22 protein-coding genes are annotated in these 18357 nt (G+C 63.1%); 11 read left to right on the forward strand and 11 right to left on the reverse strand.

Features of this window, described 5'->3' with window-relative positions:
- Window positions 1–17: 17 nt before the first annotated feature.
- Window positions 18–869 (reverse strand): helix-turn-helix transcriptional regulator, encoded by an 852-nt coding sequence (locus tag NLY42_RS22700; RefSeq protein ID WP_023754904.1) that lies wholly within the window; start codon window positions 867–869, stop codon window positions 18–20.
- An 87-nt stretch (window positions 870–956) separates the two neighbouring features.
- Here NLY42_RS22700 and NLY42_RS22705 point away from each other — a divergent pair, with 87 nt between their 5' ends.
- The 3 genes from NLY42_RS22705 (at window position 957) to NLY42_RS22715 (ending at window position 2641) form a co-directional block, all read left to right on the forward strand.
- Window positions 957–1493: a hypothetical protein gene (locus NLY42_RS22705; protein WP_023754905.1), complete on the forward strand. Its 537-nt coding sequence runs from the start codon at window positions 957–959 to the stop codon at window positions 1491–1493.
- A gap of 34 nt (window positions 1494–1527) precedes the next feature.
- Window positions 1528–1905: a VOC family protein gene (locus tag NLY42_RS22710; RefSeq protein ID WP_023754906.1), complete on the forward strand. Its 378-nt coding sequence runs from the start codon at window positions 1528–1530 to the stop codon at window positions 1903–1905.
- A gap of 106 nt (window positions 1906–2011) precedes the next feature.
- Entirely contained in the window at window positions 2012–2641 is a 630-nt protein-coding gene (locus tag NLY42_RS22715; RefSeq protein WP_023670949.1) for a MarC family protein, read from the forward strand.
- Between the two features lie 24 nt (window positions 2642–2665).
- Here the strand turns inward: NLY42_RS22715 and NLY42_RS22720 are convergent, their stop codons facing one another.
- From NLY42_RS22720 to NLY42_RS22735, 4 genes are all read right to left on the reverse strand, one after another.
- Entirely contained in the window at window positions 2666–3091 is a 426-nt protein-coding gene (locus NLY42_RS22720) for an OsmC family protein (protein ID WP_023754907.1), read from the reverse strand.
- A 23-nt stretch (window positions 3092–3114) separates the two neighbouring features.
- Complete coding sequence (locus tag NLY42_RS22725; protein ID WP_023752202.1) at window positions 3115–3513, reverse strand: DUF2306 domain-containing protein; 399 nt, start codon at window positions 3511–3513, stop codon at window positions 3115–3117.
- Window positions 3514–3550: 37 nt separating this feature from the next.
- Window positions 3551–4084 carry a single-stranded DNA-binding protein gene (ssb, locus tag NLY42_RS22730; RefSeq protein ID WP_023670946.1) on the reverse strand — a complete coding sequence of 178 codons (534 nt, stop codon included), beginning with the start codon at window positions 4082–4084 and terminating at the stop codon, window positions 3551–3553.
- Window positions 4085–4294: 210 nt separating this feature from the next.
- The gene (locus tag NLY42_RS22735) at window positions 4295–4696 is read right to left on the reverse strand and encodes a hypothetical protein (protein ID WP_023670945.1); all 402 of its coding nucleotides are present in this window, start codon (window positions 4694–4696) and stop codon (window positions 4295–4297) included.
- Between the two features lie 133 nt (window positions 4697–4829).
- On the opposite strand from NLY42_RS22735, the gene NLY42_RS22740 reads away from it, so the two are divergent.
- The 4 genes from NLY42_RS22740 to NLY42_RS22755 all read left to right on the forward strand — a co-directional run bounded on the left by NLY42_RS22740 (window position 4830) and on the right by NLY42_RS22755 (window position 6619).
- Window positions 4830–5144, forward strand: coding sequence for an ArsR/SmtB family transcription factor (locus tag NLY42_RS22740; protein ID WP_023670944.1), 315 nt, complete (start codon window positions 4830–4832; stop codon window positions 5142–5144).
- A complete protein-coding gene (locus NLY42_RS22745) occupies window positions 5141–5614 on the forward strand; it encodes an SRPBCC family protein (protein WP_023754908.1) in 474 nt (157 codons plus the stop codon). The genes NLY42_RS22740 and NLY42_RS22745 overlap by 4 nt, the downstream gene beginning before the upstream one ends.
- Before the next feature lie 29 nt (window positions 5615–5643).
- Window positions 5644–6252, forward strand: a complete 609-nt coding sequence (locus NLY42_RS22750) for an ATP-dependent Clp protease proteolytic subunit (RefSeq protein ID WP_023712389.1) — start codon at window positions 5644–5646, stop codon at window positions 6250–6252.
- Between the two features lie 85 nt (window positions 6253–6337).
- The gene (locus tag NLY42_RS22755; protein WP_031199587.1) at window positions 6338–6619 is read left to right on the forward strand and encodes a hypothetical protein; all 282 of its coding nucleotides are present in this window, start codon (window positions 6338–6340) and stop codon (window positions 6617–6619) included.
- Between the two features lie 457 nt (window positions 6620–7076).
- Here the strand turns inward: NLY42_RS22755 and NLY42_RS22760 are convergent, their stop codons facing one another.
- The gene (locus NLY42_RS22760) at window positions 7077–7415 is read right to left on the reverse strand and encodes a hypothetical protein (RefSeq protein WP_155923317.1); all 339 of its coding nucleotides are present in this window, start codon (window positions 7413–7415) and stop codon (window positions 7077–7079) included.
- Between NLY42_RS22760 and uvrA the strand changes: the two genes are divergently transcribed.
- The 4 genes from uvrA to NLY42_RS22780 all read left to right on the forward strand — a co-directional run bounded on the left by uvrA (window position 7404) and on the right by NLY42_RS22780 (window position 13112).
- Window positions 7404–10325: an excinuclease ABC subunit UvrA gene (uvrA, locus tag NLY42_RS22765; RefSeq protein ID WP_023754909.1), complete on the forward strand. Its 2922-nt coding sequence runs from the start codon at window positions 7404–7406 to the stop codon at window positions 10323–10325. The genes NLY42_RS22760 and uvrA overlap by 12 nt on opposite strands.
- 34 nt (window positions 10326–10359) lie before the next feature.
- A complete protein-coding gene (locus NLY42_RS22770) occupies window positions 10360–10824 on the forward strand; it encodes a GNAT family N-acetyltransferase (RefSeq protein WP_023706185.1) in 465 nt (154 codons plus the stop codon).
- 28 nt (window positions 10825–10852) lie between these two features.
- On the forward strand, window positions 10853–11656 hold the full coding sequence (locus NLY42_RS22775; protein WP_023693383.1) for a DUF72 domain-containing protein: 804 nt from the start codon (window positions 10853–10855) through the stop codon (window positions 11654–11656).
- Between the two features lie 310 nt (window positions 11657–11966).
- The gene (locus NLY42_RS22780; protein ID WP_023670937.1) at window positions 11967–13112 is read left to right on the forward strand and encodes a GGDEF domain-containing protein; all 1146 of its coding nucleotides are present in this window, start codon (window positions 11967–11969) and stop codon (window positions 13110–13112) included.
- A gap of 92 nt (window positions 13113–13204) precedes the next feature.
- Here NLY42_RS22780 and NLY42_RS22785 read toward each other — a convergent pair whose 3' ends face one another.
- The 5 genes from NLY42_RS22785 to urtB form a co-directional block, all read right to left on the reverse strand.
- A complete protein-coding gene (locus NLY42_RS22785) occupies window positions 13205–13381 on the reverse strand; it encodes a hypothetical protein (RefSeq protein ID WP_023670936.1) in 177 nt (58 codons plus the stop codon).
- 532 nt (window positions 13382–13913) lie between these two features.
- Complete coding sequence (gene urtE / locus NLY42_RS22790; RefSeq protein ID WP_023754910.1) at window positions 13914–14609, reverse strand: urea ABC transporter ATP-binding subunit UrtE; 696 nt, start codon at window positions 14607–14609, stop codon at window positions 13914–13916.
- Window positions 14610–14678: 69 nt separating this feature from the next.
- Window positions 14679–15425, reverse strand: coding sequence for an urea ABC transporter ATP-binding protein UrtD (gene urtD / locus NLY42_RS22795; RefSeq protein WP_023670934.1), 747 nt, complete (start codon window positions 15423–15425; stop codon window positions 14679–14681).
- Between the two features lie 4 nt (window positions 15426–15429).
- Window positions 15430–16662, reverse strand: coding sequence for an urea ABC transporter permease subunit UrtC (urtC, locus tag NLY42_RS22800; protein ID WP_023670933.1), 1233 nt, complete (start codon window positions 16660–16662; stop codon window positions 15430–15432).
- Window positions 16659–18275: an urea ABC transporter permease subunit UrtB gene (urtB, locus tag NLY42_RS22805; protein ID WP_023684622.1), complete on the reverse strand. Its 1617-nt coding sequence runs from the start codon at window positions 18273–18275 to the stop codon at window positions 16659–16661. The genes urtC and urtB overlap by 4 nt, the downstream gene beginning before the upstream one ends.
- Window positions 18276–18357: the final 82 nt, after the last annotated feature.

Below are 18357 nucleotides of genomic sequence, written 5' to 3' on the forward strand. Positions count from 1 at the left end.
GGAGGCAGACAGACGCGTCAGCGGGTAGCCACCCGCCGGGCGCGATAGTGGCCAGGCGTCTCACCCATGACGCGCCGGAAACGGCGGTTGAACGTCGACAAATCGTTGAAACCGGCCTCGAAGGCGATTGCCGAGATGGCATCGCCTGACATGCGCAGCCGCACCGCCGCGCGGTGCAGCCGGGTTCTCAGCAGAAACTGATAGGGCGTCATGCCGGCGACCTGCCGGAAGGTGCGCAGGAAATGATACGGGCTGGTCGCCGTCGCGCAGGCAAGCTCGGAAAGCGAGACCGGCCTGTCGGCATTGAGCTCGATCTGCCGCACCGCCTCGGCAACCCGTTTCTGGTCGCGGCGGCTCGGCGGTCGAACGCCAGGCACCGCATCGCTGGCCACAGGCAGTGCTGCGCCGGCAACTGCTAGTGCTGCGCCGGCAATTCGCAGGCCAAGCTCTTCAAAGGCGTCGATGTCGACCATCTCGCGCGCCGCTTCCGCCTCGGCCAGCAGCGATGCCAGCGCCGGCAAGGGCGGCATATGCGGCACGCCGAAGGCGAGCTTGCTCGCGCCGGGCACGTCGCTGGCGATGCGGTCGAGATAGGCCGGAGCGAAGTGGAAGGACAGGCAACGGTCGCCGGCGCCATGCGCATGCCCGCATTCATAGCAGGCGCCGACATTGCCGAGCAGGATCGCGCCCGGCGCCAGCATGGCGGCGCCTTGCCTGGTGCGGTAGCGGAAGGTGCCGCTGGTGACAGCGGCAACGCAGAAGGTGTCGTGCGCCTCTTCGAACGGGCGGTCGCCGGCGCCGGCCGTGCACAGCACGTCGGACACATGCCAGCCCTGCCCCGATGCCAGGTTTTGTTCGCTCGTCGTCATGGCTTGAAAGATAGCAATTTTTCCCAAGCGCGACACCCGGTCGGGGCCTATCGCTTGCAGCCTCCTGACACAACGAAGGCAGCAAGTATGATCGGTACATCCTCCTTTGCCGAAGCGCTCCACAGCGACGGCCCCAACCCCGGTCTGGCTGAAAAGCTTGATCTCTACGGCCGCTTCGTCGGCGCCTGGACATTCGATGCCACGCGCCATCTCGAGGACGGCACGGTTCTCACCGGACGCGGCGAGGTGCATTTCGGCTGGGTCCTGGAAGGCAGGGCGATCCAGGATGTATGGATCCTGCCCGCGCGGGATGCCGGCCCCTCGCCTTCTCTCGGCAAATGGACTTTCTATGGCACAACGCTGCGGGCCTATGATCCCGGCTCGGATGCCTGGCACATCTTCTGGAGCGACCCGCGCAACCAATACTACAGCCGCCAGCTTGGTCGCGCCGAAGGCGACACGATTGTGCAGGTCGGCGCCGACGGCACTGGTTCCTCGGTCCGCTGGAGCTTTTCGTGCATCACCAAAGACAGCTTCCGCTGGCTCGGCGAGCGTTCGCACGACGATGGCAAGACATGGCGTCTCGAAGTCGAGTTCCTGGCGCGCCGCGTCGCCCACGACTGATGACGCAACATATTGCAAAAAGGTGACCAAAAGCATGCTTGACCATGTCTCGATCGGCGTCCGCGACACCAATTTTTCGAAGCCCTTCTACGATGCCGCGCTAAAGCCGCTCGGTTATTCCTGCCTCAGCCAGTCGCCAGGCTCACTGGGTTATGGTGCGCAAGCCGTCGCGCTGTGGGTGAACGACGCGGAGCGGCCAGTGCCATCGGACGAGAAGTCCGGTCTGCATTTCTGCTTTGCCGCGCCGACGAGGCAGAGTGTCGTCGCCTTCCATGCCGCCGCCTTGCGTGCAGGCGGCAGCGACAATGGCGCGCCGGGCCTGCGCGCCGACTATGGCGAGGACTATTACGTTGCCTTCATCGTCGATCCCGACGGCTATCGCCTGGAGGCCTATTGCAACGCTGCCGCCTAACACTGCCGGCGTCTCCGGTATCGCCATGTCAGACGGTTCCCACCGGTCGGGCTTTGCTCTACCACTATGGTGGCGCAGGGGTCCGGCCCGGCGGGAGGGGTCAGCGATGCCGAGTTTCGACAGCCTGTTCAACGCCTTCGTCACCATTCTGGTGACCATCGACCCGCCAGGTCTCGCGCCGCTCTTCCTCGCGGTGACACGCGGCATGAACCGCGAGGAACGTCAGCAGGTTTCGGTGCGCGCCTCGATCATCGGCTTCCTGGTGATGGCGCTGTTTGCGGTGGCCGGGGCGTCCATCCTGTCGGTGTTCGGCATCACGCTGCCGGCTTTCCGCGTCGCCGGCGGGTTTTTGCTGTTCTTCATCGCGTTCGAAATGGTGTTTGAGCGCCGCCAGGACCGCAAGGAGAAGATCGGCGACGTCGCCATCACCAAGGACATGATCCACAACATCGCGGCCTTCCCGCTGGCGATCCCGCTGATAGCCGGCCCCGGTGCGATTTCGGCGACTGTGCTACTGTCGGGCTCTTTTCAGGGTTTTGCAGCACAAGCGGCGCTGGTCGGCATCATCTTCGTCTGCCTTGCCATCACCTATCTGGTGTTCGTGCTGTCGGAGCGCATCGACCGCATCCTCGGCCAGACCGGCCGCTCGATCCTCACCCGCCTGCTCGGCGTCATCCTGGCCGCGCTTGCGGTTCAGTTCGTCGCGGATGGCATCAAGGCGCTGATGGCGGGGTAAGCGGCAGCCCCTGCTCCCTGCTCCCTACTCCACCGCCGTATCGACGACCTCGAAATCGTGGGTGATGACAGCCGTCTTGGCCAGCATGGCCGAGGCCGAGCAGTATTTCTCGATCGACAGGTTGACGGCGCGCTGGACCTTGTCGTGCGACAGCGCGTGGCCCGTGACGATGAAATGCATGTGGATGCGGGTGAAGACTTTCGGGTCGGTTTCGGCCCGGTCGGCGTCGAGTTCGACAACACAGTCCTCAATCGCCTCGCGGCCTTTTTCGAGGATGTGGACGACATCATAGGCCGAGCAGCCGCCGGTGCCGATCAGCACCAATTCCATCGGGCTCGGACCCGGCGTCTTGCCTTCCGGCCCGGGGGCGGTCCCCAGCACCAGTTTGTGGCCGCTGCCGGACTCGCCGACGAAGGTGCGCTCCTCGACCCATTTGATCCGCGCTTTCACGGCAATCTTCCTTTCAGAAAGCGTCACTGGCCGAAGACGACCGTGTGCATGATCCGCCCCGGCAGCAGCGTGAACACGCCGGCGCCGATCAGGGCGAAAACATACAGCGATATCATGACCCTGCGATGTTTGGCGACCCGATGCATATGCGCGTGCCAGACCGCCAGCGGCACGGCGATCAACACTAAAATCGACAAGAGATGGATCGGGCTGAACGGACCGACGAGGCGTATCTGCTGGATCCAGAAACTGGAGATGGCGACGACCAGCATCAGCGCCGCCCAAGTATAGCCGACGACACGATGGCGCGTCGTGCCTTTCGGCAGTGCCAGTTGCGTAGCGCCAATGGCCAGCGCGGCAAGGGCCGCGAAGGCGTGCCATGGAATGGGAGGGCGCGCCGACAGAAGCGGTCCGAGCGACATCGCGCCCTCTCCTCAGATATCGCTGACTATCGTCAGCTCAGAACGGGATTTCGTCGTCCAGTTCGCGCGACGAGCCGCCGCCACCGCCGCCCTTGGAACCGCCGCCACCGCTGTTGCCGCCGCGATTGAAGCTCTCATTGGGGCCAGACTGGCCGAAATCCGAGCCACGGCTCGCGCCGCCGCCGCCGGCATAGTTGCCGACCTGACCGCCGCCCTCGCCGCGAGAATCGAGCATCTGCAGCTCGCCGCGGAATTTCTGCAACACGACTTCGGTCGTGTACTTGTCGGCGCCGGTCTGGTCCTGCCATTTGCGTGTCTGCAGCTGGCCTTCGACGTAAACCTTCATGCCCTTCTTCAGGTACTGCTCGGCGACCTTGGCGATCTGGTCATTGAAAATGACCACGTTGTGCCATTCGGTCTTTTCCTTGCGCTCGCCGGAGTTCTTGTCGCGCCAGCTTTCCGACGTGGCGATGCGGATGTTGACGACCGGGTCACCAGAATTCAGGCGGCGGATTTCAGGGTCCGCGCCGAGGTTACCGACCAGAATGACCTTGTTGACGCTACCCGCCATGACACTTCTCCGCGCTCATCCGAAACAAATTTCAAGTCGTTCACCTTACAGGCCGCGGACAATCCTGGCTTGCCGCGGCTGGCTTTTCCCACAAGGTTTTTGTTCCCTTTTCGTTCCTATACTGTTAACCACGGATTGTCAAGGAATGGCAGCAATCGCCGACGCGGGCGCGTGGATTTAGCTGACACGCAGCGGCGAGAAGCGGTGTCGTCAGCGCCGTTTTTTAGCTGGTCGCAACGGACCGAAAAAGCCGCTCCACTCCATGCCCATGGCATGGGCGCGCTGTGCGATCACGGTTGGTGCCGACATCAGCCCGACTGCAGGTTCAGATTTCAGAGCCGGGTCATTCAGCAATTTCCCGATCGCGCGCCCGTGCCACCAGACCTGAGCGACGAGCGCCGCTACCACCGCGATCAGGCCCCAGGTCCCCAATCCTTCGCCGAAGATGTAAATCCCGTATGGCGGCGATAGCGCCGTACCCAGCTTGGCCAACAAGATCACGGCCACGAAACCGATGACGGCGATGGCGCCTATACCGAGGACGAGGCGGCGATAGAGCCTCAGAGCCTCGTTGAGGTTCTCGGCGGACGAAAGATCGACGTTGGAATTCATAAATACTACTCCTGCCTCGCGATGATCGGCCCATCTTGTTCCCCGTGGATTAGAGGCCCGGCAGGATCCAATCAATACCGGGCATTCAAAACACCCCTTGCCAAATCGATAAGTATCGACTTATGCTTTTGCCATGATCGAAGCAGAGATTTTTCGCGCCCTGGCCGACCCGACGCGACGCGCCGTCTACGAGCGGCTGACTTCCGGCGAGATGAGCGTGTCGGAGTTGCGCACTGGCATGAGCGTGTCGCAGCCGGCGGTGTCGCAGCACCTTGCCGTGCTGCGCGGCGCCGGCCTGGTCAGCGAAAGGCGGGCCGGCCGCAACGCCTACTATCGCGCCGATCCGCAAGGGCTCGAGCCGCTGCTCGGCTGGATCGAACGCTACCGCGCATTCTGGCCGGAGCGCATCGAAAGACTGAAGGCCGTTTTGAAGGACATGGACCAATGACCGACGAAAAGCAGACGCAGACCGCCAAGGATGCCCTCGCCTTCGAATGCGATCTGCCGGACGCACCGGAAAAAGTGTGGCGGGCGCTGACCGTGCCGGAGCTTTTGGCGGAATGGATGATGCCGAACGACATCAAGCCGGAAACCGGCAGCCGCTTTGCCTTTGCCGGGCCTGAGAAGCCGATCGAGTGCGAAGTGCTCGATGCCGAACCGGGGCGCCTGCTGCGCTATTCCTGGCGCGAGCGTTCTGAAACCGGCGATGCCAATGGGCTGGACAGTATCGTGACCTTCACGCTTGCCCGCACTGTTTCCGGTGGCACGCATTTGCGCATTGTTCATGACGGGTTTGCCGCGGCGGCAACGCCTGCGGTGGCGATGGCGGGCGCCGCCTGCCGGCTCTCGCTGCGCGCATACAAGCCCAAGCCGCCAGTCGCCGCCAACGCGCCGCGCCTGTTGCTGCGCGCTGCCTGAACCGGAAAAATCAAAACGGAGACAATGAGATGAGCGGCTTTGCCAATCTGGTGCCGATGGTGATCGAGCAATCGAGCCGCGGCGAACGCGCCTTCGACATTTTCTCGCGGCTGCTGCGCGAGCGCATCATCTTCGTCAATGGCGAGATCAATGACGGCATGTCGGCGCTGGTCTGCGCCCAGCTCCTGTCGCTGGAATCGGACAATCCCGACAAGGAGATCTCGCTCTACATCAACTCGCCGGGCGGCGTGGTGACCAGCGGTTTCGCCATCTACGACACGATGCAATATGTCAGCTGCCCGGTGTCGACCGTGTGCATGGGCTTTGCCGCGTCGATGGCCTCCTTCCTGCTGATGGCGGGAACGCCGGGGCGGCGCATCGCGCTCCCCAATGCCAGCATCGTGCTGCACCAGCCTTTGGGCGGCTTCCAGGGCCAGGCCTCCGACATCCAGCGCCATGCCGAAGGCATTTTGCGCACCAAACGGCACATGACGGAACTGTATGCGCAGCATTGCGGCCGCACCTATGAAGAGGTCGAACGCACGCTCGACCGTGATTTCTTCATGACCGCCAAGGAGGCCAAGGAGTGGGGCCTCGTCGACCATGTGTTCGACACCCGCAAAAAGGCGGCGGCCTGATCGGCGGATTGAATGCAGGCCGGTGTTCCCTCATTTCAACACCGCTGGTCTGGCCTCGCCTTGAGCGCGGCACTATAGTCTTGCCATGCGCTACCACCTGAACAGACTGACCATAGCCATTGCCATCACGGCGGCGACATCGAGCATGGCATTTGCCGGGGACAGCAGCAGCACGTCGCCGAAAGGCGCCCTGCCCGGCGTGGCCGGCGACTACCGCATCGCCAAGCCCGCGCCGCAGCCGGAGCCGGACGACGCGCTGCCTGCCGGCGAGAACGGCACGTTCAAGATCGGCGACACCGATGTCAGGATTTCCGGCAACATCACTGTCGATGTCGGCACGGGTGGGATCAAGCCGCCGCACCGGTAGCCCCTTCTCCCAGTTATTATACGGGAGAGAAACCCTGCGCCGACGACTTCCTCACAAAAGAACAGCCCCGCCGTTGCTTCCGCTAACGGTCGGGGCTTTTTTTGGATTCCAAATCCAAACTGGCCGGTAGTGTTATACCGACTTTGATTTCGGATGCTTCGCGGCGTTCAGCCGACGATCCGACTAGCCGTCTCTGATTTTTGTGGGATTCGGCAGGTCACGGTTTGTCGGGTGGTTTGTTGGATTGTCGCGATGCGTCCATTTGGACACATACACTTCAATGCCTCGAAACTACCTGGCACTTATGCCCGCCGCGGCTCCACTAGCAGGTGGAGCCTCAAGGGACTATCCGGTGGCGTCATGCTCCGCTCCTATGTCCGTTGCGACAGGTGTCAATCCGAAGCACAAATCGCAAAAACCTGCGGCGTCTCGCAGGCCGCTATGGGCGGCGAGGCCATCAAAGACGGCCGGCTCCGTTGACTCCGGCAGAGTGCGCCCCCGATTCGACGACGTCAACCTTGAATAGCCGGTTACGGAAAATGTGATCGCCGGGAGCTTGCGTCACGGTCAGTTTCTGAAACACCCTTGTCAGTTTCTGCACAGCTTTGTCAGGAGCGTGTTCGGCCTTTGTTCTTTCCGCTTGCCCCTTCGCGCGAAAGACGGTTAAACGGCCTTGGTCGAGAAGTGTGGCGTCTCTCGACGTGGCGGCAAAAATACCTACATAGGGAATGGCCGGGAAAACCCGCCGATCCCACTGACACCAGACCTGAGGCGGCGACCGGCGATGGCCGACCATAAATACCTTTCCATTCGCGGGGCACGCGAACACAACCTGAAGAATGTCGATCTCGACCTGCCGCGTGACAGCCTGATCGTCATGACCGGCCTGTCGGGCTCCGGCAAATCGTCGCTTGCTTTCGACACCATCTATGCCGAGGGCCAGCGCCGTTACGTCGAGAGCCTGTCGGCTTATGCGCGCCAGTTCCTCGAAATGATGCAGAAGCCGGATGTCGACCAGATCGACGGGCTGTCGCCGGCCATCTCGATCGAGCAGAAGACCACGTCGAAGAACCCACGCTCGACAGTCGGCACCGTCACCGAGATCTACGACTACATGCGCCTGCTGTTCGCGCGCGTCGGCATCCCCTATTCGCCGGCGACCGGCCTGCCGATCGAAAGCCAGACGGTCAGCCAGATGGTCGACCGGGTGCTGGCTGTCGAGGAAGGCACGCGCCTTTTCCTGCTGGCGCCGATCGTGCGCGGCCGCAAGGGCGAATATCGCAAGGAACTGCTGGAGCTGCAGAAGAAGGGCTTTCAGCGCGTCAAGGTCGACGGCGTCTTCTACGAGATCGCCGACGTGCCGGCGCTGGACAAGAAGTACAAGCACGACATCGACGTCGTCGTCGACCGCATCGTCGTGCGCGGCGACCTGGCGACACGGCTTGCCGATTCCATCGAAACGGCGCTGAAGCTCGCCGAAGGGCTGGCGGTGGCCGAGTTCGCCGACCGGCCGCTCGACGCCAGCCAGACCGGCGAGGACTCGGTCAACAAATCGAAGAACGAGACGCATGAGCGCATCCTGTTCTCGGAAAAATTCGCCTGCCCGGTTTCCGGCTTCACCATTCCGGAGATCGAGCCCAGGCTGTTCTCGTTCAACAACCCGTTCGGCGCCTGCCCGACCTGCGACGGCCTCGGCAACCAGCGCGCCATCGACGCCAGCCTGATCGTGCCGGACGAAAACGTCTCGCTGCGCGACGGCGCCGTCAGCCCGTGGGCGAAGTCGACCTCACCCTATTACGCCCAGACGCTGGAAGCGCTGGGCAAAGCCTATGGCTTCAAGCTCGGCGACAAGTTCAAAGACCTGACCGAAGAGGCCAAGGAAGCCGTCCTGCGCGGCACCGGCGAGCGCGAGGTCACCTTCCAATATGATGACGGCCTGCGCTCCTACAAGACCACCAAGACGTTCGAGGGCGTCATTCCCAATCTCGAACGGCGGTGGAAGGAAACCGAATCCGCCTGGATGCGCGAGGAGATCGAGCGCTTCATGTCGGCGACGCCCTGCCCGGTCTGCAAGGGATACCGGCTGAAGCCGGAAGCGCTGGCGGTGAAGATCGCCGGCAAGCATATCGGCGAAGTCACAGAGCTGTCGATCCGCAAGGCCGACCAGTGGATCACCGAACTGCCGCCACATCTCAACGACCAGCAGAACGAGATCGCGGTGCGCGTTCTCAAGGAAATCCGTGACCGCCTGCGCTTCCTCAACGATGTCGGCCTCGACTATCTGACGCTGTCGCGCAATTCCGGCACGCTGTCGGGCGGCGAGAGCCAGCGCATAAGGCTGGCGTCGCAGATCGGCTCCGGCCTCACCGGCGTGCTCTATGTGCTGGACGAGCCGTCGATCGGCCTGCACCAGCGCGACAATGCCCGCCTGCTCGACACGCTCAAGCATCTGCGCGACATCGGCAACACGGTGATCGTCGTCGAGCATGACGAGGACGCCATCCTGCATGCCGATTATGTCGTCGACATGGGTCCGGCCGCCGGCATTCATGGCGGCGAGATCATCGCCCAGGGCACGCCGCAGCAGGTGATGGCCAATCCCAACTCGATCACCGGTAAATATCTGTCGGGCGCGCTCGAAGTCGCCACGCCCGGTGTCAGGCGCGAGGCCAAGAAAAACCGCCGGCTGAGGATCGTCGGCGCGCGCGGCAACAATCTCAAGAACGTCACTGCCGAAATCCCGCTCGGCACTTTTACCGCCGTCACCGGCGTGTCTGGCGGCGGCAAATCGACCTTCCTGATCGAGACGCTGTTCAAGGCGGCGTCGCGCCGCATCATGGGCTCGCGCGAGCATCCGGCCGATCACGACCGCATCGAGGGCCTCGAATTCCTCGACAAGGTCATCGACATCGACCAGTCGCCGATCGGCCGCACACCGCGTTCGAACCCGGCCACCTACACCGGCGCCTTCACACCGATCCGCGACTGGTTCGCCGGTCTGCCCGAAGCCAAGGCCCGCGGCTACCAGCCGGGGCGCTTCTCCTTCAACGTCAAGGGCGGCCGCTGCGAAGCCTGCCAGGGCGACGGCGTCATCAAGATCGAGATGCACTTCCTGCCCGACGTCTACGTCACGTGCGACGTCTGCCACGGCAAGCGCTACAACCGCGAGACGCTCGACGTCCTGTTCAAGGGCAAGTCGATCGCCGACGTCCTGGACATGACGGTCGAGGAAGGCGTCGATTTCTTTGCCGCCGTGCCCGGGGTGCGCGACAAGCTGGAGACGCTGAAGCAGGTCGGCCTCGGCTACATCCATATCGGCCAGCAGGCGACGACGCTGTCGGGCGGCGAGGCGCAGCGCATCAAGCTCGCCAAGGAATTGTCGCGCAAGGCGACCGGCAAGACGCTCTACATCCTCGACGAGCCGACCACCGGCCTGCACTTCCACGACGTCGCCAAGTTGCTGGAAGTGCTTCACGAACTGGTCGACCAGGGCAACACGGTGGTGGTCATCGAGCACAATCTCGAAGTCATCAAGACCGCCGACTGGGTGCTCGACCTCGGCCCCGAAGGCGGCGATGGCGGTGGCGAACTGGTGGCACAGGGCACACCGGAAGCCATCGTGCGCGAAAAGCGCAGCTACACCGGCCAGTTCCTGAAGGAGCTTTTGGAGCGGCGGCCCGGAGGCAAGCGCGAAGCGGCGGAGTAACTGACAGACCGGTCGGGCGCCTGGAGAGCTTTGAATGACAGTCCGACAGGCGCTTGCCGGTGATCTCGACGCAGTCGTCTCGCTGACGCAGACCGCCTATGAGCACTACACGCCCCTGTTAGGCGCGCCGCCGCTCCCAGTCACCGAGGACTATGCGCCACGCATCGAGCGTGGCGAGGTCTGGCTCTTGGAGAGCGGCGCGGAACTCGCCGGGCTGATCGTTATTGAGCGCCATCCCGATCATGCGATGATCTTCAGCGTCGCGGTCTCCCCCGCTTTCCAGGGCAGGAAACTCGGCACCGCGCTGCTCGACTTCGCCCAGGAACAGGCGCGGCTATGGGGGGTGCCGGAGGTGCGGCTCTACACCAATTCGCGCATGGAGCGGAACATCGAGATCTATACGGCCTATGGCTTCCACGAAACGGGCCGCCGAGCCAATCCCCACCGTCCCGGATGGACCGTGGTCGACATGATCAAACCGGTTGGAAAAATAGCCTGACCGCATTTTTAGAACTGGGAGGAAGACGATGATCAGCCAAGGAACAATCCGCGCCGGGATGGGCGGCTGGACTTTCGAACCCTGGGATACGTCCTTCTACCCGGACAAGCTTTCCAAGGCCAAACAGCTGAGTTACGCCACCCGCCAGGTACCGAGCATCGAGGTCAACGGCACCTACTATTCCAGCTTCAAGGAGCCGACCTTCGTCAAATGGGCGGGCGAGGCGCCGGACGGTTTCGTCTATTCGCTGAAGGGCAATCGCTTCGTCACCAACCGCCGCGTGCTTGGCGAAGCCGGCGAGTCCATGACGCGCTTCCTCGGCTCCGGCATTGCCGCGCTGGGCGACAAGCTGGGCCCGATCCTGTGGCAGTTCGCGCCGACGAAAAAGTTCGACGCCGACGATTTCGAGGCCTTCCTGAAGCTGCTGCCGGAAAAGCAGGATGGCGTGGCGCTGCGCCATGCGCTGGAAGTGCGCAACGACAGTTTCAGCGTGCCGGAATTTGTGGGCCTGGCGCGCAAATACAAGGCGGCAATCGTCTATGCCGACCATGCCAAATATCCTGGTATCGCCGACATCACCGGCGATTTTATCTATGCGCGGCTGCAGACCGGCAGCGACGACAATCCGGATTGCTATACGCCGAATGGCCTGGACGAATGGGCAGCGCGGGTGAAGACCTGGGCGCAAGGCAAGCAGCCGGCCGATCTGCGGCGCGCCGATCCGACTTTCGACGCGCCGGTGAAACCGCGCGATGTGTTCGTCTATTTCATCACCGAGGGCAAGGTGCGCGCGCCGTTCGGCGCCATGGCGCTGATGAAGCGGGTGAGCTGATCGGTTAAAGCGCGTCGCGCTGAAACGGATTCATACGACGCGATTTAAGTCTTTGATGCATGCCGTTGTCCCAGAACCGCGGCACACTTCTGGGCGACATGCATTAGGAGCAATTCCAGGAAAAGTGCGGACCGGTTTTCCCGGAAAACCGGGTAGCGCTTTCCCTTGAAAAGGGTTTCAACCCAGAATTGCTACGATCAACCGAAGCGTGATAGCTTATGCGCATCGTAACCTTATCGATACCTCCATCCTGCATAAATCCGGTGCGGGTCCTTTCTAGAGGCCGGCCGCCGCGCGCAAGGACGAGGGCATGTCGCTCGACTACAGTTCCCTTCTGTTGGCTGTTGGGTTTTCCGCCGCTTGCCTCGGCCTGACGCTGTTCGGCATCTGGCTTACCGCGCGCTCGGAAAAATTCCTGCTGACCTGGGCGGTCAGCGTGCTTCTGATCGTCGCCGACGTCTTCGCCTACCAGGCCTATATCGACGCGCCCGGACGCCTGCTCGGCCTCGCCAGCTTCACGTTCCTGCTGCTCGGCTTCGCGACCATGCTGGGCGCGGCCCATCAGTTCACGACCGGCCGCTCGCCATTGCCGCGCATCGCTGTCGGCGCCGGCGTCTCGCTGGCAGTCGCCTTGCCGCCGATGGCGCTTGGCTATGACGGGCTGGGCTTCATGCTGGAGAATGCCTTCGCCGCGCTGCTTTTGTTTGCGACGGCCTATGAATACTGGAAGGGTCGTACGGAATTCCCGGCCCCGATCCTCGGCATTGCAGGGCTCTACACCGCCACCGCAATTTCCTTCGTGCTGTGCTCCGGTGCACTTGTCTGGGATGGCAGGCTGGTGCTTGGCCATGCGCCGAGCAACTGGGCCGAGGATTTCAGCCTCATCGTCGTCATCGCCTGCATGACCGGCATCGGCGCGCTCTCGCTGGCGCTCAACCAGGGACGCCTGGCGCAGCATCATCGCCGCGAAGCGCTGACCGATCCGCTGACCGGACTGCTCAACCGGCGCGCTTTGTTCGACCTGCACGGCAAAACACCGGTCCGGTCCTTCACCGCCGTGATCGTGTTCGACCTCGACGGCTTCAAGGCCATAAATGACGAGTTCGGCCATGCCACCGGCGACGAGGTGCTGAAACTGTTCGCCAAGGATTTGACCGCCAATCTCCAGCCGGGCGATGTCGCCGCGCGCATGGGCGGAGAGGAATTTGCATTGGTGCTCGATCGCACCTTGCCTGAAAAGGTGGAATTCATAGCCGAGCGGATCCGGGCCAGTTTTGCCATGCGCCGGATCGATACCGAGACCCGCCTGCTGTCCTGCACCGTCAGCGCCGGCTACGCCTTCGGCAGCGAGGGCGGCACCAAATTCGACAAGGTGCTCAGCGCCGCCGACAAGGCGCTTTACGGCGCCAAGCGCGGCGGCCGCAACCGTGTGCTCGCCTTCCGGCGCGCCGGGTAGGCTGGGCTGATATTCAGCCGGCCTGAACCTCACCACACGTAAAACAACACCCCAAAGCGCGTCGCATGAGGCCGTTCAGGCGCGACGCGCTTTTAGGCCGCTATGACGATCTCGTTGTAAGTGTCGAGGTCGACGTAGAAAACCTTGGTGATTTCGCCGATCAGCTCATCCTGCTGGTAGCCTTGCGAGCGCAGAATGTTGATGGCGGTGATGATGTCGACACGCTCTGTCAGCCGTCGTTTCTGGTGGTCCTCGACGAACCGTTCCATAGCCCTATTCTCCTGGCAAGATTATCTGAACGCATTGACCGACAATCAGAACTGCGAGGGAAGCTAGGGTGGCTTGCTTGCGTGGAACTTGCAGGCTGAGCCAGCATATTCCCTCGATCTGCTACAGAACCAGACTGATACGGAAGCGGCCGACTCACCGAGGCCTAGGAAAGACTAGCATGCAGTATTCGGCGTGCCAGAGGTGGCGACCTCGGACGAAAGTCCGACGCAACGGCGCGCGGACCTTCGCGACTTCATCATCCTTGGGCGTAGCGACGCGAAGCGGAGCGAAGACCCAGGGATCCATGCCGGGACGAAGAAGCGTCATTAACGGTGCAGAATGTGGAATGGCCAATGTGCCGCAGAAGCGATCTTGTTCTGCATCGCGGCACTCTTTGGCTGATGTCGCGGCATGGATTCTGGGGTCTGCGCGCGTCGCTCCGCTCCTTGGCTCCGCCCTAGAATGACGAAGTGATTGTGGGCATTTCAGCCAATCTTCGACGTGTACGATCCGTGCAGCCGTCGACCTGCGTTAAACCGTCAGAAACTTCCTGACGTCCGCCCGGTCGAGATCTTCGGCCGGGCCGGTGTGGACGATCTGGCCGCGGTCCATGATGTTGACCTCGTCGGCGAGCTCGCGGCAGAAATCGAGATATTGCTCGACCAGAAGCACCGCAATGCCGGCCTGATCGCGCAAATAGCGGATGGCGCGGCCGATGTCCTTGATGATCGAGGGCTGGATGCCTTCGGTCGGCTCGTCGAGCACCAGCAGTTTCGGCCGCATGACGAGCGCCCGGCCGATGGCGAGCTGCTGCTGCTGGCCGCCTGAGAGATCGCCGCCGCGCCGCCCCAGCATCTGCTTCAGCACCGGAAACAGTTCGAAGACATGCGCCGGCACGTTGCGGTCGGCGCGCTTCAACGGCGCAAGGCCGGACTCCAGGTTTTCGCGCACCGTCAGCAGCGGAAAGATCTCCCTGCCCTGCGGTACGAATGCGATGCCCGACCGGGCGCGATCATACGCCGCGCTCCGGTCGAGCGCCTTCCCCTCGAAGGCAACGCTTCCGCTCGTCAGCCGGTGGTGGCCGACGATCGATCTCATCAAACTGGTCTTGCCGACGCCGTTGCGGCCGAGCACGCAGGTGATCTTGCCGGCACCCGCCGTCAGCGACACACCGCGCAGCGCCTGAGCAGCGCCGTAATGGAGCGTGGCGTTGGAAACTTCGAGCATGTCAGCGCCTTCTCCAGAAGCGGAGGAACGGAAAGTCGAAGCGATGGAATTGCACCCGCCAGACCATGCTCATCTCCCGAGATAAACTTCGACGACCCGCTCGTCGGCCGAGACGAAATCGAGCGAGCCTTCCGACAGCACCGAGCCCTCATGCAGGCAGGTGACCTTGACGCCGAGTTCGCGCACGAAATGCATGTCGTGCTCGACGACGATGACCGAATGCTCGCGCGCTATGTCCTTGAGCAGCCGCGCGGTTTCCTCGGTCTCGGCATCGGTCATCCCTGCGACCGGCTCGTCAACCAAAAGCAGCTTCGGGTCCTGCGCCAGCAGCATACCGATCTCCAGCCACTGTTTCTGGCCATGGCTGAGATTGGCTGCCAGATCGTGGCGCTTGTCGCCCAGCCGGATGATGCCGAGGATGTCGTCGATCTGTCTGGCTTCGGCGGCCGAGCGGCGATGGAACAGCGCCGGAAAGATCGAGCGCGGGCCCTTCAGCGCCAGCATCAGATTGTCTTCGACGCTGTGGCTTTCGAAGACGGTCGGCTTCTGGAATTTGCGGCCGATGCCCATCATGGCGATCTCCGCCTCGTCGTGCCGGGTCAGATCGACCTGGCCGTCGAAGAACACTTCGCCCTCGTCGGGCCGGGTCTTGCCGGTGACGATGTCCATCATCGTCGTCTTGCCGGCGCCGTTGGGACCGATGATGGCGCGCATCTCGCCCTTGTCGAGCACCAGCGACAGATTGTTGATGGCGCGGAAACCGTCGAAGGAGACCGAGACGCCGTCGAGATAGAGGATGGTGTTGGACTTCGACATCGCTCTATTCCGCCGGCTGCGGTTCAGGCCCGGACGCGGACCAGGCACCGGGCGTTGTTGCTGCGCTGCGCACGATCTTCGATGGCGGCGGGGCATCAGGGTCTGTGCCCGCTTCCTCTGCAATCGCTGCAGCCCGCATCGCCCGAGCGTTACCGCGCCAGGAATCCCACATGCCGACGATGCCCTTGGGCAGGAACAGGGTTACGGCAACGAACAGGCCGCCGAGCGCAAACAGCCAGAATTCCGGCAGCAGGCCGGTGAACCAGGATTTGCCGGCATTGACGAGCAGCGCACCGACGATCGGGCCGACAATGGTGCCGCGCCCACCGACGGCTGCCCAGATCACGACTTCGATGGAATTGGACGGCTCGAATTCGCCGGGATTGATGATGCCTACCTGGGGCACATAGAGCGCGCCGGCGATGCCGGCCATGACAGCCGAGACGGTAAAGGCAAACAGCTTCACGTTCTCCGCCCGCCAGCCGAGGAAGCGGGTGCGGCTCTCGGCGTCGCGCACCGCCATCAGCAGCTTGCCGTATTTGGAGCCGACGATCGCCCAGGTGATGAAGACGGCGAGCGCGAGTATGATGGCGCTGGCGGCAAACAGGGCGGAGCGGGTGGCGTCGGCCTGCACGTTGAAGCCCAGAATATCCTTGAAATCGGTCAAGCCGTTGTTGCCGCCGAAACCCATGTCGTTGCGGAAGAAGGCGAGCAGCAGCGCGTAGGTCATCGCCTGGGTGATGATGGAGAGATAGACGCCGGTGACGCGGCTGCGGAAGGCGAACCAGCCGAAGACGAAGGCGAGCAGGCCGGGCACCGCCAGCACCATGATGGCGGCGAACCAGAAGTGGTCGAAACCGGTCCAGAACCAGGGCAATTCCTTGTAGTTCAGGAACACCATGAAATCGGGCAGGATCGGATTGCCGTAAACGCCGCGCGAGCCGATCTGGCGCATGAGGTACATGCCCATCGCATAGCCGCCGAGGGCGAAGAAGGCGCCATGGCCGAGCGAGAGGATGCCGCAATAGCCCCAGACGAGATCGAGCGCCAAGGCAAGCAATGCATAGCAGAGGTACTTGCCCGTCAACGCGACGATGTAGGACGGAATATAGAACGCGCTTTGCGGCGACACTGCGAGGTTGAGCAGCGGCACGATAATGGCGGCCGTCAGCAGGATGAAAATAGTGATGGCGATGCGACGGTCGGCACCCGCGGCGAAGAAGCGTCCCGTGATCATGTTTCCACCGCCCTGCCCTTGAGCGCGAACAGGCCGCGCGGGCGCTTCTGGATGAACAGGATGATCAGCACCAGCACGACGATCTTGCCGAGCACCGCGCCAGCATAGGGTTCGAGAACCTTGTTGACGATGCCGAGCGAGAAGGCGCCGACCAGCGTGCCCCAGAGATTGCCGACGCCGCCGAAGACCACGACCATGAAGCTGTCGATGATGTAGCCGCGGCCGAGATTGGGCGAGACATTGTCGATCTGGCTGAGCGCGACGCCGGCAATGCCGGCAATGCCGGAGCCGAGCGCAAAGGTCAGCGCATCGACCCAAGGCGTCCTGATGCCCATCGAGGCGGCCATGCGGCGGTTGGCGGTGACGGCGCGCATCTGAAGGCCCCAGGGCGTGCGCTTCATAACAAAGAGCAGCACGCCGAAGACGGTGAGCGCGAAGACCAGGATCCAGAGGCGGTTCCAGGTGACGGCGAGTTGGCCGACATCGAACGATCCCGACATCCAGGAGGGGTTGCCGACCTCCTGGTTGGTCGGTCCGAAGATCGAGCGCACCGCCTGCTGCAGGACAAGCGAGACGCCCCAGGTTGCGAGCAGCGTTTCCAGCGGCCGGCCGTAGAGGAAACGGATGACGCCGCGCTCGATGATCAGGCCGACGGAAGCGGCAACCAGGAAGGCGAGCGGCAACGCGATCACCAGCGACCAGTCGAACAGGCCGGGGAACGAGGTTCGGATCACCTGCTGGACGACGAAGGTGGTGTAGGCGCCGAGCATCACCATCTCGCCATGCGCCATGTTGATGACGCCCATGACGCCGAAGGTGATGGCGAGGCCGATGGCGGCCAGCAGCAGCACCGAGCCAAGCGAGATGCCGTACCATATGTTCTGGCCGGCATCCCACAGCGCCAGGCTCGAATTGATGCTGGCGATTGCCGCCGTCGCGGCATCCTTGACCGCGCCTTGCGCATTGGCCTCGACCGCGGTGAGCAGCGAGACCGCGTCGCGGTCGCCGCGCGCGCCGATCAGGGCAATGGCGGCAAGCTTGTCGGCCTCCGGCTTGTCGGAGACCAGCACCGATGCCGCGCGCGCCTGTTCGAACAATGCCTTGACCTTGGCGTCGGTCTCGGCGGCGATGGCTGCATCGAGCGGCTCGATATTGGCGGCATCGGGGGTCTTGAACATGGTGTCGGCGGCGGCGATGCGGACAGAAGGATCTTTCGCGCGCAACGTCAGCGTTCCCAGTGCATCTCGGATGACACGACGCAGCGTGTTGTTGACCTTGATCTTCGTGATGTCGGCCTTGGGGGCGTCGCCGGCTTTCTCGCCACTCAGCGGGTCGAGCAGCGTGACGCTGTCGGCGGCCTCACTGCCGACGAAGACGGCTGAATCGGCTTTACGGATGTAAAGGTTGCCTTCGGCGAGCGCTGCAAGCGGGCGCTCGACCAGCGGATCGCCGGTGGCGGCAAGTTCGCGCACGACGGCCTCAGTGGCGGCAAAGCCCGTGCCCGTGGCGAATTTGGCGACGATGGCGCGCAGATCGGCTTCGGCTGCGTTCGACGGCAATAGGCTTGCCACCAGGAACACCAGCATGAGGCCGAGAGTGCGCAACAGGATCATCCGTTCAGATACTCTTCTGTGGGGAAATTCCGCGTCCGGGCGGGCTGAAGCGCCCGGACGCTTGGCGGTACCGATCGTGGAC

The sequence above is a fragment of the Mesorhizobium sp. C372A genome (assembly GCF_030323245.1).
Classification (GTDB): Bacteria; Pseudomonadota; Alphaproteobacteria; order Rhizobiales; family Rhizobiaceae; genus Mesorhizobium.

Bases quoted from the DNA above. Each gene is read 5' to 3' on its own strand.
- NLY42_RS22700 (WP_023754904.1), bottom strand. From the start codon at position 869: ATGACGACGAGCGAACAAAACCTGGCATCGGGGCAGGGCTGGCATGTG.
- NLY42_RS22705 (WP_023754905.1), top strand. From the start codon at position 957: ATGATCGGTACATCCTCCTTTGCCGAAGCGCTCCACAGCGACGGCCCC.
- NLY42_RS22710 (WP_023754906.1), top strand. From the start codon at position 1,528: ATGCTTGACCATGTCTCGATCGGCGTCCGCGACACCAATTTTTCGAAG.
- NLY42_RS22715 (WP_023670949.1), top strand. From the start codon at position 2,012: ATGCCGAGTTTCGACAGCCTGTTCAACGCCTTCGTCACCATTCTGGTG.
- NLY42_RS22725 (WP_023752202.1), bottom strand. From the start codon at position 3,513: ATGTCGCTCGGACCGCTTCTGTCGGCGCGCCCTCCCATTCCATGGCAC.
- ssb (WP_023670946.1), bottom strand. From the start codon at position 4,084: ATGGCGGGTAGCGTCAACAAGGTCATTCTGGTCGGTAACCTCGGCGCG.
- NLY42_RS22735 (WP_023670945.1), bottom strand. From the start codon at position 4,696: ATGAATTCCAACGTCGATCTTTCGTCCGCCGAGAACCTCAACGAGGCT.
- NLY42_RS22740 (WP_023670944.1), top strand. From the start codon at position 4,830: ATGATCGAAGCAGAGATTTTTCGCGCCCTGGCCGACCCGACGCGACGC.
- NLY42_RS22745 (WP_023754908.1), top strand. From the start codon at position 5,141: ATGACCGACGAAAAGCAGACGCAGACCGCCAAGGATGCCCTCGCCTTC.
- NLY42_RS22750 (WP_023712389.1), top strand. From the start codon at position 5,644: ATGAGCGGCTTTGCCAATCTGGTGCCGATGGTGATCGAGCAATCGAGC.
- NLY42_RS22755 (WP_031199587.1), top strand. From the start codon at position 6,338: ATGCGCTACCACCTGAACAGACTGACCATAGCCATTGCCATCACGGCG.
- uvrA (WP_023754909.1), top strand. From the start codon at position 7,404: ATGGCCGACCATAAATACCTTTCCATTCGCGGGGCACGCGAACACAAC.
- NLY42_RS22760 (WP_155923317.1), bottom strand. From the start codon at position 7,415: ATGGTCGGCCATCGCCGGTCGCCGCCTCAGGTCTGGTGTCAGTGGGAT.
- NLY42_RS22770 (WP_023706185.1), top strand. From the start codon at position 10,360: ATGACAGTCCGACAGGCGCTTGCCGGTGATCTCGACGCAGTCGTCTCG.
- NLY42_RS22775 (WP_023693383.1), top strand. From the start codon at position 10,853: ATGATCAGCCAAGGAACAATCCGCGCCGGGATGGGCGGCTGGACTTTC.
- NLY42_RS22780 (WP_023670937.1), top strand. From the start codon at position 11,967: ATGTCGCTCGACTACAGTTCCCTTCTGTTGGCTGTTGGGTTTTCCGCC.
- NLY42_RS22785 (WP_023670936.1), bottom strand. From the start codon at position 13,381: ATGGAACGGTTCGTCGAGGACCACCAGAAACGACGGCTGACAGAGCGT.
- urtE (WP_023754910.1), bottom strand. From the start codon at position 14,609: ATGCTCGAAGTTTCCAACGCCACGCTCCATTACGGCGCTGCTCAGGCG.
- urtD (WP_023670934.1), bottom strand. From the start codon at position 15,425: ATGTCGAAGTCCAACACCATCCTCTATCTCGACGGCGTCTCGGTCTCC.
- urtC (WP_023670933.1), bottom strand. From the start codon at position 16,662: ATGATCACGGGACGCTTCTTCGCCGCGGGTGCCGACCGTCGCATCGCC.
- urtB (WP_023684622.1), bottom strand. From the start codon at position 18,275: ATGATCCTGTTGCGCACTCTCGGCCTCATGCTGGTGTTCCTGGTGGCA.